The sequence below is a fragment of the Pseudomonas sp. FP1154 genome, from assembly GCF_030687245.1.
Lineage (GTDB): Bacteria > Pseudomonadota > Gammaproteobacteria > Pseudomonadales > Pseudomonadaceae > Aquipseudomonas > Aquipseudomonas rhizophila.
Window position 1 is genome coordinate 2,059,187 of sequence record NZ_CP117465.1, and the last position, 12,737, is coordinate 2,071,923.

General features: G+C 61.3%; 12 protein-coding genes. 7 read left to right on the plus strand and 5 right to left on the minus strand.

Annotated features, from left to right (window positions below):
• Positions 1-117 precede the first annotated feature (117 nt).
• A complete protein-coding gene (locus PSH91_RS09315) occupies positions 118-1,416 on the minus strand; it encodes an MFS transporter (protein WP_047227218.1) in 1,299 nt (432 codons plus the stop codon).
• A gap of 236 nt (positions 1,417-1,652) precedes the next feature.
• Between PSH91_RS09315 and PSH91_RS09320 the strand changes: the two genes are divergently transcribed.
• Positions 1,653-2,651 (plus strand): FAD:protein FMN transferase, encoded by a 999-nt coding sequence (locus PSH91_RS09320; RefSeq protein WP_305467937.1) that lies wholly within the window; start codon positions 1,653-1,655, stop codon positions 2,649-2,651.
• 210 nt (positions 2,652-2,861) lie between these two features.
• Positions 2,862-4,256, plus strand: coding sequence for a Si-specific NAD(P)(+) transhydrogenase (gene sthA / locus PSH91_RS09325; protein ID WP_047227219.1), 1,395 nt, complete (start codon positions 2,862-2,864; stop codon positions 4,254-4,256).
• A gap of 42 nt (positions 4,257-4,298) precedes the next feature.
• Here sthA and PSH91_RS09330 read toward each other — a convergent pair whose 3' ends face one another.
• The gene (locus tag PSH91_RS09330; RefSeq protein ID WP_047227220.1) at positions 4,299-5,021 is read right to left on the minus strand and encodes a glycerophosphodiester phosphodiesterase family protein; all 723 of its coding nucleotides are present in this window, start codon (positions 5,019-5,021) and stop codon (positions 4,299-4,301) included.
• On the minus strand, positions 5,018-5,614 hold the full coding sequence (locus tag PSH91_RS09335; RefSeq protein ID WP_076385586.1) for a PilZ domain-containing protein: 597 nt from the start codon (positions 5,612-5,614) through the stop codon (positions 5,018-5,020). The genes PSH91_RS09330 and PSH91_RS09335 overlap by 4 nt, the downstream gene beginning before the upstream one ends.
• Before the next feature lie 94 nt (positions 5,615-5,708).
• Between PSH91_RS09335 and PSH91_RS09340 the strand changes: the two genes are divergently transcribed.
• From PSH91_RS09340 to PSH91_RS09350, 3 genes are all read left to right on the plus strand, one after another.
• Complete coding sequence (locus PSH91_RS09340) at positions 5,709-6,959, plus strand: lipoprotein-releasing ABC transporter permease subunit (RefSeq protein ID WP_047227222.1); 1,251 nt, start codon at positions 5,709-5,711, stop codon at positions 6,957-6,959.
• A gap of 7 nt (positions 6,960-6,966) precedes the next feature.
• Entirely contained in the window at positions 6,967-7,650 is a 684-nt protein-coding gene (lolD, locus tag PSH91_RS09345; protein ID WP_162843734.1) for a lipoprotein-releasing ABC transporter ATP-binding protein LolD, read from the plus strand.
• 63 nt (positions 7,651-7,713) lie between these two features.
• Positions 7,714-8,958: a lipoprotein-releasing ABC transporter permease subunit gene (locus tag PSH91_RS09350; protein WP_047227223.1), complete on the plus strand. Its 1,245-nt coding sequence runs from the start codon at positions 7,714-7,716 to the stop codon at positions 8,956-8,958.
• 184 nt (positions 8,959-9,142) lie between these two features.
• Here PSH91_RS09350 and PSH91_RS09355 read toward each other — a convergent pair whose 3' ends face one another.
• Together PSH91_RS09355 and PSH91_RS09360 are read right to left on the minus strand one after the other, a co-directional pair.
• Positions 9,143-10,495, minus strand: a complete 1,353-nt coding sequence (locus tag PSH91_RS09355; protein ID WP_305467938.1) for a heavy metal sensor histidine kinase — start codon at positions 10,493-10,495, stop codon at positions 9,143-9,145.
• Positions 10,492-11,172 (minus strand): heavy metal response regulator transcription factor, encoded by a 681-nt coding sequence (locus PSH91_RS09360; RefSeq protein WP_047227225.1) that lies wholly within the window; start codon positions 11,170-11,172, stop codon positions 10,492-10,494. The genes PSH91_RS09355 and PSH91_RS09360 overlap by 4 nt, the downstream gene beginning before the upstream one ends.
• Before the next feature lie 151 nt (positions 11,173-11,323).
• Here PSH91_RS09360 and PSH91_RS09365 point away from each other — a divergent pair, with 151 nt between their 5' ends.
• Positions 11,324-11,845, plus strand: a complete 522-nt coding sequence (locus PSH91_RS09365) for a cupredoxin family protein (RefSeq protein ID WP_305467940.1) — start codon at positions 11,324-11,326, stop codon at positions 11,843-11,845.
• A 61-nt stretch (positions 11,846-11,906) separates the two neighbouring features.
• Complete coding sequence (queF, locus tag PSH91_RS09370; RefSeq protein ID WP_139050702.1) at positions 11,907-12,737, plus strand: NADPH-dependent 7-cyano-7-deazaguanine reductase QueF; 831 nt, start codon at positions 11,907-11,909, stop codon at positions 12,735-12,737.

Here is a 12,737-nt window from a genome sequence, read left to right on the forward strand (position 1 = left end):
GCGTTTTTTTTGTCTGGGTTTTCTGTCGCCTGGGCTGGCCTCATCGCGAGCAGGCTCGCTCCCACATTGGAGCGCGTAAATCCCTGTGGGAGCGAGCCTGCTCGCGATAGCGATGTGTCAGGCGCCGCCGACGACTGAAGCTTGTGCAGTGCGCAGTTCATGCCGATTACCCTTGAACAACACCAAGGTAGCAATCAGCCCCAACACCGCCGCGCCACTGAGCCAGATCCCTGGCGCGGCCTTGTTGCCTAGCACATGAATCAGATAAGTACAGGCCGCTGGCGTAAACCCGCCGAAGGTCGCTGTTGCCAGGCTGTAGGCCAGGGAGAAACCGGTGGTGCGCACTTCCAGCGGCATGATTTCCGTCAAGGCGACTACCATGGCACCGTTGTACGATCCATACAGGAACGACAACCACAACTCCACGATCAGCAAATGGCTGAAGCTGGGGTTCGCCACCAGCCAGGACAGCGCCGGATATGCCGTGAGGATCGCCAGAATAGTCGCACCCAGCAGCAAGGGCTTGCGTCCGATCTTGTCGGAAAATGCGCCCATCACCGGCAGCCAGAAGAAGTTCGACAGCCCGATGCATACCGTCACCAGCAACGCATCCAGGTCCGACAGGTTCAGTTCGGCTTTACCGAAGGTCGGCGTGTACGCCGTGATCAAGTAAAACGACACCGTGGTCATCACCACCAGCGCCATGCCCGCCAGGACGATGCCGAAGTTCTGACCGATGGAACGGATGATTTGCGACAGGGTAGGGCGATGTTTTCTCGCCTGGAACTCAGGTGTTTCTTCCAAGGAGCGACGAATCACGAATATCACCGGCACGATCATGCAACCCACCAGGAACGGCACGCGCCAGCCCCATTCGCCCATCTCCTGGGGGCTCAGCCAGTGATTGAGGCCAACGCCCAGCAGGCCGGCAAACACGACGGCGGCCTGTTGACTGGCGGATTGCCAACTGACAAAGAAACCCTTGCGCCCCGGCGTGGAAATTTCCGCCAGATACACCGATACGCCGCCCAGCTCAACCCCGGCGGAAAAGCCCTGCAGCAATCGCCCCAGCAGCACCAGCAGCGGTGCCGCCACGCCGAGGGTGGTGTAACCCGGCACACAAGCGATCAGCACGGTGCCGGCGGCCATCATCGCCAAGGTGATGATCAAGCCTTTGCGGCGGCCGTGCCGGTCGATGTAGGCCCCGAGAAAAATCGCCCCCAGCGGGCGCATCAAGAACCCGGCGCCAAATGTGGCCAGGGACAGCATCAGCGAGGCGAAAGCACTGTCGGTCGGGAAGAACGTCTTGGCAATGGCCGTGGCGTAGAAGCCATAGACCATGAAGTCGAACATCTCCAGGAAGTTGCCGCTGACAACGCGAAAGATCGCCTTGCCGTTGCTGGTGTTGGAAGGCATGGGTAGGTACTCGTTCTGGTAAATCTTGTATGAAGGTGCTGTTCCTGTGGAAGCCCGTGGGAGCAAAGCTTGCTCGCGATGCAGGCGACACGGTTCAGTTGCAAGACCCGCGTTATCGTTCGTCGCGAGCAAGCTTTGCTCCCACAGTTTTTTTGCATCTGGACTGAAGGGCGCTGAAGCCCATAATGGCCGGCGCGGTTTCGAGGGGGGATGAAGATTTGTTAACTGGACGATGGATGGGGCTTGTGGTGCTGCTCGGCGTGTTGTCCGGTTGCGGCAACGGCGACACCCTGGAGCGCTTCGACGGCCCGACCATGGGCAGCCACTATTCGATTCAGTACGTCAGGCATTCCGCCGCGCCTGCACCGAAAGCGGTGCGGGCCGAGGTGGAAAGCATCCTCGCCGAAGTGGATCGACAGTTCTCGACCTATCGCAGCGATTCGGACATCGAACGTTTCAATGCGTTGCCGGCCAATAGCTGCCAGATCATGCCTGGCCCTGTCCTGGAGTTGATCCGCGTGGGTGAGCAGTTGTCCTCCCAAAGCGACGGCTCTTTCGATCTGACGGTGGAGCCGCTGCTCAACCTGTGGGGCTTCGGTCCTCAGTCCCGAGCAGAGAAAGTACCGACCGCAGAAGCCCTGGCCCAGGTGCGCCAACGCGTCGGGCATGCTCATCTGCGTATCGACGGCGACCGCTTGTGCAAAGACGCTGCGGTGGAAGTCGATTTCAACAGTATCGCCGCCGGTTATGCCGTCGACCGGATCGCCAGCCGGTTCAAGGCCTTGGGCATCGACAGCTATCTGGCCGAGGTCACTGGCGAACTCAAGGCCGCCGGACGCAAACCCGATGGTGCCGTCTGGCGTATCGCCTTGGAGGAACCCCGGGACGACCGGCGGGTGGCTGAGCGCGTCATCGAGGTCAACGGCTACGGGGTTTCCACCTCGGGCGACTACCGCAAATATTTCGAACAGGGCGGCAGGCGTTATTCCCACACCTTTGATGCGCGCACCGGTACACCAGTCCTACACAACCTGGCGTCAGTCACGGTGATTCATCCTTCGGCGTTGATGGCCGATGGACTATCGACGCTGTTGCTGATTCTCGGTCCTGAACGGGGTTGGGACTATGCCGAAAAATACGGTGTCGGGGTATTTTTCGTATTGCGGGACAATGACCGTTTTATTGTTCGCACCAATGATGAGTTTGAACGGATCAGTCGCGGAAAAACCCAATGATGACAGCGTTGTGAAAGCATACCTGTGGCGAAATAGCGCAGGCAAAACTAGCCTACGACGCGACCAAGGGGTAATGTGCGCGGCGTTGACGCTTCTATAGACTGTGGCCGGGCTCATGAACCGGCCCCAAATTGTTCCTTCATGTCGCTGGCCGGCATGATTTAGCCGTGGTGCCAAATGTGGCGCCGCGGCCTGTTCTGAGGAGTACGCATGGCTGTCTACAACTACGACGTGGTGGTATTGGGTTCCGGCCCGGCGGGAGAGGGCGCGGCAATGAACGCCGCCAAGGCAGGGCGCAAGGTCGCGATGGTCGACAGCCGTCGGCAGGTCGGTGGCAACTGCACCCACTTGGGCACCATCCCGTCCAAGGCCTTGCGTCACTCGGTCCGGCAGATCATGCAGTTCAACACCAACCCGATGTTTCGCGCCATCGGCGAGCCGCGCTGGTTCTCCTTCCCGGACGTGCTCAAGAGCGCCGAGAAGGTGATCTCCAAGCAAGTCGCCTCGCGCACCGGTTACTACGCCCGCAACCGGGTCGACGTGTTCTTTGGCACCGGCAGCTTTGCCGATGAGCAGACCGTTGAAGTGGTCTGCGGCAATGGCGTGGTCGAAAAGCTGGTGGCCAAGCACATCATCATCGCCACCGGCTCGCGCCCGTATCGTCCGGCCGATATCGATTTCAACCACGCACGTATCTACGATAGCGACACGATCCTGAGCCTGGGCCACACCCCGCGTAAGCTGATTGTCTACGGCGCCGGGGTGATCGGTTGCGAATACGCCTCGATCTTCAGCGGCCTCGGTGTGCTGGTGGAGCTGGTGGATAACCGCGGCCAGTTGCTGAGCTTCCTGGACTCGGAAATCTCCCAGGCCCTGAGCTATCACTTCAGCAACAACAACATCACCGTGCGGCACAACGAGGACTACGACCGCGTCGAAGGCGTGGACAACGGCGTGATCCTGCACCTCAAGTCCGGCAAGAAAATCAAGGCCGACGCCTTGCTCTGGTGCAACGGCCGTACCGGCAACACCGACACCCTGGGCCTGGAAAACATCGGCGTGAAGGTCAACAGCCGTGGCCAGATCGAAGTTGACGAGAACTACCGCACCTGTGTGACGAACATCTACGGCGCCGGTGACGTGATCGGTTGGCCGAGCCTGGCCAGCGCCGCCCATGACCAGGGCCGTTCAGCGGCCGGCAGCATTGTCGACAACGGGAGCTGGCGCTTCGTCAACGACGTACCGACCGGCATCTACACCATTCCGGAGATCAGCTCGATCGGCAAGAACGAGCAGGAGCTGACCCAGGCCAAGGTGCCCTATGAAGTGGGCAAGGCCTTCTTCAAGAGCATGGCGCGGGCGCAGATCGCCGGAGAGCCGCAGGGCATGCTGAAGATCCTGTTCCACCGCGAGACGCTGGAAGTGCTGGGCGTGCACTGCTTCGGTTACCAGGCGTCGGAGATCGTTCACATCGGCCAGGCGATCATGAACCAGCCGGGCGAGTTGAACACGCTGAAATACTTCGTCAACACGACCTTCAACTACCCGACCATGGCCGAAGCCTATCGGGTAGCGGCCTATGACGGGCTCAACCGGCTTTTTTGAGCGGCTCCGGCCGGTGGCCTGAGCCGGCCGGGGAGACCGATTTCAGCAATTCTCGAGGGTGGCAGTGGCCAAACCGGGAAAGTCTGTAATCAGGCTGTCAACGCCGAAGTCGGCGAGCCTGCGCATCAGCGCGGGTTCGTTGACGGTCCACACTGATACATGCAACCCCTGACGCTGGGCCTTGATCAGGCGTTCCGGCGTACACAGCGTCCAGTTGAGCGCCAGAATCTCGCAGCCGTAACTCTGGGCGACCTTCAGTGGGTCGAGCCAGGCGTATTCGGCCACCAGCCCGCGGGAGATGTCCGGGGTCAGGTCCAGGGCAGCCTTGAGCACTTCCCGGGAGCTGGAGGTGATGGTGATTTTGTCCAGCAACCCGAAACGCTGGGCCATTTCGCGGATCCCCAGCACGGTGGCGGCGGCGCGGGTGCGTGAGGCACTCTTGACCTCCAGTTGCCAATGCTCGAAATCACATTTTTCGAACAGCTCCTCCAGGCGCGGGATCGGGCACGGCTTGATCCAGCCCGGGCCACCCTTGCGCGCATCGTAGGTCACCAGCTCGGCGGCCGAATGCTCCACCACCTTGCCCCGGCGATCGGTGGTGCGCTTGAGGGTCGGGTCGTGGATCACCATCAACTCGCCGTCCATTGAAAGGTGCAGGTCCAGCTCGCATCGGCGCACGCCGTGCTTGAGGCACTCCTGAAAACCGGTCAGGGTATTTTCTGGCGCTTCGCCCTTGGCGCCACGGTGGCCATAAATGAGGGTCACGGTTCTTCCTTATTGATGCCGGATTCGTTCAGTTCCCGCGCCAGGCGTCGCTCTTGCGCCTGTTTCTGCAGGATGTAGCGGGCCAGTAACTGGCGCTGGGCGTCGGTGGGGCGTTCGAACTCGGTGCCCACGTCATAGCCGTCGCCCTTGGGGTCGCAATGAGTGACCCGGGCCCGGAGCAACAGCCCCAGGGCCTGGGGCATCAGCACCATCTTGATCGACAGGTGCGTGCCAACGCCGACAGGCGTGGCGTGCTGGAAGTCGATGCCGCCCTCGGAGATGATCACCGGCTGCGGTTCGCCGATTTCGCCGAGCGCCGTCAGGGCAATGACCTGACTGAGCAGGTCGATGCGTTTATTCATCGCCTTGAGGTAAGCCGCGATGCTGCGCTCGCGCTCGCTGATCTGGCGCAGCAGGTGTTGCGATTCGAATTCGCTCAGGTGCAATTCGCTGAGCAGATTGAACAGTGGAGAAGCATCCTGCAACACTTCCTGGCCAGCAGCTTCAGGAATGGAGAGGGGCCGAATTTCCAGTGCGATCGTGTCCTCGATACGGTAGTATTCGCGGCGATCTTCTTCATCTAATGTCGACATGGCGAACCCATGGTAGCGGCGGTGGTCTGAGTGTAAAGCTGGTTTGTGACCCCCGCCACAAGGACGTTCCTTTTCCCTCCGAACAAGCCCCGACATGTTCAGACCTCTCTTCGTATTTATCGGCACGCGTTATACCCGTGCAAAACGTCGCAATCATTTCGTATCGTTCATTTCCCTGACTTCAATCATCGGGCTGGCCCTTGGCGTGGTCGTGATGATCGTCGTGCTGTCGGTGATGAACGGGTTCGACCATGAGATGCGCACTCGCGTGCTGGGCATGGTGCCCCACGCCACCCTCGAAACCGGCGAAGCCATCAGCGACTGGCCGAGCCTGGCCGCCAAGGTCAAGCAGAACCCGCAGGTGCTGGCGGTTGCGCCGTTCACCCAGATGCAGGGGCTGCTGACCCACAATGGCAAGGTTTCCAAGGTCTTGCTCAATGGCATTGACCCTGGGCTTGAGCGGCAGGTGTCGATCATCGACAACTTCATGAAGCAGGGCAAACTCGACGACCTGGCGCCGGGCAGCTTTGGCATCGTCATCGGTGACAAGGCCGCTGCCAAGCTCGGCGCCGCCATCGGCGACAAGCTGACCTTCGTGGCACCGGAAGTCACCGTGACCCCGGGCGGTATGTTCCCGCGCATGAAGCGCTTTACCGTGGTCGGCATTTTCCATGTCGGCGCCGGCGAGCTGGACGGTTACCTGGGCGTCACCAACCTTCAGGACCTGGCGCGCCTGCATCGCTGGAAGCCGGATCAGGTCCAGGGCCTGCGGCTGAAGTTCGATGATCTGTTCCAGGCGCCGCGCGTCGCGTGGACCATCGCCCAGCAGCTCGGCGAAGACCGCTACTACGCCCGAGACTGGACCCGCACCCACGGCAACCTGTACCAGGCGATCCGCATGGAAAAAGCCATGATCGGCCTGCTATTGCTGCTGATCGTCGCCGTTGCCGCGTTCAACATCATCTCCACCCTGGTGATGGTGGTGAATGACAAGAAAGGCGACATCGCCATCCTGCGCACCCTTGGCGCTACACCGGGGCAGATCATGCGGATCTTCATGGTCCAGGGCACGGTCATTGGCGTGATCGGTACGGTGGTCGGCGCCTTGGTCGGGATGTTTGCCGCGCTGAACGTCAGCGCCGCGATTGCCGCTCTCGAAGGCCTGATCGGGCACAAGTTTCTCAACGCCGACGTGTACTTCATCGACTACCTGCCGTCGCAGTTGCAGACAGACGATGTGTTGATGGTCTGCGGCGCCGCGTTGGTCCTGAGTTTCCTCGCCACCCTGTATCCAGCCTGGCGTGCCGCGCGCACCCAGCCTGCGGAGGCGTTACGTTATGAGTGAGTCGGGTATGAGTGAAAAAGCAATCTTGAGCTGCCGTAACCTGGGCAAATCCTACGAGGAGGGGCCGGAATCGGTGGTGGTGTTGTCGGGCTTGCAGCTGGAGCTGCATCCGGGCGAGCGTGTGGCGATTGTCGGTACGTCCGGGTCGGGCAAAAGTACCTTGCTCAATCTGTTGGGCGGCCTCGATACACCGACTGCCGGCAGTGTCTGGCTGGCCGGCGAGGAACTCTCGGCGCTGAACGAGAAGGCCCGTGGCCTGCTGCGCAACCGTTCCCTGGGCTTCGTTTACCAGTTCCACCATTTGCTGCCGGAGTTCACCGCGCTGGAGAACGTCTGCATGCCGCTGCTGATCGGTCGCACCGCGATCCCTGAAGCCCGCCAGCGGGCCACGGCGTTGTTGGAGCGGGTCGGGTTGGGCCATCGTCTGGAGCACAAGCCGGCGGAGTTGTCCGGTGGCGAGCGCCAGCGCGTGGCGATTGCCCGGGCCCTGGTCAACAAGCCGGGGCTGGTGATGCTCGACGAGCCGACCGGCAACCTCGACTCCCACACCGCCCAAGGCATTCAGGACCTGATGCTGGAACTCAGTACCTCAATGCGTACCGCGTTCCTGGTGGTGACCCACGACATGAACCTGGCCCGGCAGATGGACCGCGTCCTGCACTTGCAGGAAGGTTGCCTGACGCCCATTTGACCGACCGAAACCCGGCGCTTGCTGCAAGCGCCGGGTCTTTTATTTTCATACGGTGCCCCGCGAATGTTCAGACCGTTATCGATCTTCATCGGCACGCGCTATACCCGCGCCAAGCGCCGCAATCGCTTTGTTTCGTTCATTTCCATGACCTCGATGATCGGCCTCGCCCTGGGGGTGCTGGCGATGATCGTGGTGCTGTCGGTGATGAATGGCTTCCAGCGCGAAATGAGCTCGCGCATCCTGGGCATGGTGCCTCACGCCACCATCGTCGGCGTCAAGCCGATCGACGACTGGCAGCCGGTGGCTGCCGCGGCGCTGAAAAATCCTGAGGTGATCGCTGCCGTGCCGTTCACTGAAATGGAAGGCATGCTCAGCCATAAAGGCGCGATGCAACCGATCCAGATCAGCGGCATCGACCCGGCCCAGGAAGGCAAGGTATCCATCGTCGCCCAGCATATTGTCCAGGGGCGTCTCGATGCCTTGAAACCGGGCGAGTTTGGCGTAGTGATCGGCGAAATCACTGCTCGGCGCTTCCGTTTGAACGTCGGGGACAAACTGACCCTGATCGTGCCGGAAATCAGCACCGCGCCGGGCGGCATCACCCCGCGGATGCAGCGCTTGAATGTGGTCGGCGTGTTCAAGGTAGGCGCCGAACTGGATGGCTCCATGGCACTGATCCACGTGGCCGACGCCGCGCAAATGCAACATTGGCAGCCAAACCAGGTGCAAAGCGTGCGCCTGGCGGTCAAGGACCTGTACGCCGCGCCGCGAGTTTCCGGCGACATCGCCACGGGCCTCGGCGCGGACTACAAGGCCGACGACTGGACCCACACTCAGGGCAGCCTGTTCAGTGCAATGAAGATGGAAAAAACCATGATCGGCCTGCTGTTGTTGATGATTGTCGCAGTGGCGGCCTTCAACATCATCGCGACCCTGATCATGGTGGTGAACGACAAGGGCGCGGATATCGCGATCCTGCGCACCATCGGCGCCACGCCGCGGCAGATCATGGCGATTTTCATGGTCCAGGGCACGGTGATTGGCGTGGTCGGCACGCTGATTGGCGGCGTGCTGGGGGTGATTGCGGCACTGAACGTCAGTGATTTAGTGGGTTGGGTGGAAAGGGTCACTGGCCAGCATATTTTCAGTTCCGACGTGTATTTCGTCAGCAACCTGCCTTCGGAGCTTCAACGCGGTGATGTAGTGCTGATCTGCTCGGCCGGGTTCATCCTGAGCTTCCTCGCCACGGTTTACCCGGCCTGGCGTGCAGCGAAGGTCGAGCCGGCGCAGGCGTTGCGCTATTCCTGAATCAGCGCAAAACCTTGTGCCAAGGGCGACACTCTCTGTGGCGAGGGGATTTATCCCCGCTGGGCTGCGAAGCAGCCCCAATACAGTCAACTCAACCTGCCTGCTACACCCAGGTGCCAGGGTTTAGGGCCGCTTCGCGACCCAGCGGGGATAAATCCCCTCGCCACCAGGGTTTGCGTTGGGCTTAATCTTCCTTCGGCAACTCAATCAAAAACCGCGTCCAGCCATCGGCCGATTCGCAGCGGATCTGCCCGCCATGGGCGCGGACGATGGAGCGGGTGATAGCCAGCCCCAGCCCGGCGTGTTCACTGCTGCCTTCCTGGCGGGCCGGGTCGGCGCGATAGAAACGGTCGAACAAACGCGGCAGCAAATGCGCTGAAATCCCGTCACCGCTGTTCTCCACGTTCACATGCACCTGCCCAACGCCCTCGACAATATGTACCCGTACTTCGCCACCGTCAGGCGTGAAGCGCAAAGCATTGTCCAGCAGATTGGACAGCGCCCGGCGCAACATGCTGCGGTCTCCGTCGATGCGGCCGTTGCCTTCACGGCTCAAGCGGACGTGGGCGTCTTCGGCCAGCGGGGCGAAAAACTCGAGCAGCAGATCCACTTCCTGAGCCAGTTCCAGCGGTTCGCGGCTGGGTGCCAGCAAGCCGTGGTCAGCCTTGGCCAGGTAAAGCATGTCGTTGACCAACTGCGCCATCCATTGCAGCTCTTCAAGATTGCTGTGCAATGCTTCGCGATAATCCTCCAGCGAGCGTTCGCGGGTGAGGGTGACCTGGGTGTGGGTCAGCAGGTTCGATAAAGGGGTGCGCAGTTCATGGGCGATGTCGGCAGAGAACGCCGAGAGCCGTTGAAACGCGTCATCGAGACGTCGGAGCATGTCATTGATGCTGTGGGCCAGTTCCGCCAGTTCGGCGGGCATGTGTTCTTCCGGCAGTCGGGCATTGAGCGAGCGGGCCGAGACGCTGCCGGCGATGGCCCCCATACGCCGCAACGGTCGCAAGCCGCGGCGGGCGGCCCAGGCGCCGAGCAGGGCGGTAGCCAGGGCCGAGAGGCCGACCGTCAGCCAGATCAGGCGCTGCATGCGTTGCAGGAAGTGCTGGTGGTGGGTGATGTCCAGCAGCAGCGTCAGTTGCGGCGAGTCCGGGCGGTCGGGGTACAGCGGTGCATTCAATACCCGGTAGTCAGTGTCGGCATCGCTGAGGGTGGACAGGCCGGGACGCTCCGGCAACTGAGCCGGAATCCGCAGCGAACTGTCGTACCAGCGCACGCCATCGCTATCCTTGATGCGCAAGGCCAGGTCGGCCTGGCGACTGAGTTCATCTGCCAGACGGTTTTGGGTTTGCTCGGCATCAAGCCCCTGCAGGGCGCGACGCAGGCCGATCAGTTTGCCTTCGAGCAGTTGCTGATCCAGCTCGATGAAGTGCGCCTCGCTGCCACGGCTGAACAGCACGCCGGCAAACAGGGAGACCACGGCGGTGCAGGCGGCGAACAGCAGCGCCAGCCGGCTGCTCAGCGACCAACGCCCCCTCACAGGTTGCGCTCTTCAAGGACATACCCCATGCCCCGCACGGTGTGGATCAGCTTGCTGGGGAAATCGTCGTCGATCTTGATTCGCAGGCGCCGTATCGCGACTTCGATGACGTTGGTGTCGCTGTCGAAATTCATATCCCAGACCTGGGAAGCAATCAGGGATTTGGGCAGGACCTCGCCCTGGCGACGCAGGAGCATTTCCAGCAACGCGAACTCCTTGGCCGTGAGGTCGATGCGCTGGCCGCTGCGTTCGACGCGGCGGCGGATCAGGTCCAGGCGTAGATCCGCCAGTCGCAAGCTGGTTTCCTGGGGCGTCGAACTACCACGGCGCAACAGGCTGCGGACTCGCGCCAGCAGTTCGGAAAAGGCAAAGGGTTTGACCAGGTAATCGTCGGCGCCCAACTCCAGGCCATGCACGCGATCCTGGACCGCATCCCGCGCGGTGAGAAACAGCACCGGCGTATCCAGGCCGGCGCCGCGCACGGCCTGCAAAATCTGCCAGCCATCGCGGCCGGGCAGCATCACATCGAGGATCAGCAAGGCATATTCACCGCTCAAGGCCAATTGCTGGCCGGTAATGCCATCGGCCACCAGGTCGGCGTTGAACCCGGCTTCGGTCAGGCCCTGGCGCAGGTACTGGCCGGTTTTGGTTTGGTCTTCGACGATCAGCAGTTTCATGGGCAGCTCAAGGCGTTGTTGGAACGAGGGCGTTATACCGCGTCGGACGTGGCCGTGGCTCTACCTGACAAAGTTGTAATCGAGCCGTAAGCCGATTGGCAGGTGTGCAGAGATAGAGTTCTCACACGCTGAATCTGACAGGAGTATGGACATGTTAATGGCAAACCGCTTGATCCTGACCGCCTTTGCACTGGTGCTCAGTACGCCCACGTGGGCGTCACCGGGCCATTTTGATTTCGGCCAGCCTGCCTCGGCGGCCAAGGCCAGTCGCAGCATCGATGTGGTGATGGGGGACATGACCTTCGACCCCGGTGCACTTGATATCAAGGCTGGCGAGACCGTTCGGTTCGTGCTGATCAATAAAGGTCAGTTGCTGCATGAGTTCAACCTGGGCAATGCCGCGATGCACGCCCAGCATCAGCAGGAAATGCTCAAGATGCAACAGAGCGGACAACTGACCCCGACCGCAATGAAGCAAGGGATGGCCCATGACTCCATGGGGCACGGGGAGGTCGGCATGCGCCATGAAGACCCCAACAGTGTGCTGGTGGAGCCGGGCAAAACCGCCGAGCTGACCTGGACCTTCAACAAGGCCATGCGGCTGGAGTTCGCCTGTAATGTGCCCGGCCATTACCAGGCCGGGATGAAAGGCAAGCTGACAGTCAGTCAGTAAGCACTCAAAGGCTGGGGCAAAGGCTGATAGAATTGGCTGATTCTTCAGTCAGGTTTCCGTCATGCATCCCGCAGCCGAACATTCGCCGCTGGGCAAATCCAGCGAATACATCGCCACGTACACGCCGTCACTGCTGTTTCCGATCCCGCGCACCGCGAAATGGGCGGAACTGGGCCTGACGGCCGAGACCCTGCCGTACAAGGGCGTGGATTTCTGGAACTGTTTCGAGCTGTCATGGCTGCTGCCGTCTGGCAAACCGGTGGTGGCCATTGGTGAATTCGCAATCGCGGCGGATTCACCGAACATCATCGAATCCAAATCCTTCAAGCTGTACCTCAACTCGCTGAACCAGACGCCATTCGCTGATACCGCGAGCCTGGAAGCGACCTTGCGTCAGGACCTGTCGGCGGCCGCCGGTAAACCGGTGGGCGTGCGCATCCGCAGCCTCAAGGACGTGGAAAGTGAAGGGGTCGTGGCACTACCCGGCGTGTGCATCGATGACTTGGACATCACCGTCGACTCCTACGAGCATCCGCGCCCGGAGCTGCTGCGCTGCGATGATTCGCGCATCGTGGAGCAAAGCCTGCACAGCCATCTGCTCAAATCCAATTGCCCGGTGACGAGCCAGCCGGACTGGGGCAGCGTTGCAGTGCAATATCGCGGTGCAGCGCTGGACCCTGCCAGCTTGCTGGCCTACATCGTCAGCTTCCGCCAGCATTCGGATTTCCACGAACAGTGCGTGGAGCGGATCTTTCTCGACCTGCAACGCTTGCTCAAACCGGAAAAATTGACGGTGTATGCGCGCTATGTGCGGCGGGGTGGGCTGGACATCAACCCGTATCGCAGTACCGAAGAGGTGCAGCTGCCGAACCATCGCCTGGTCCGGCAATAA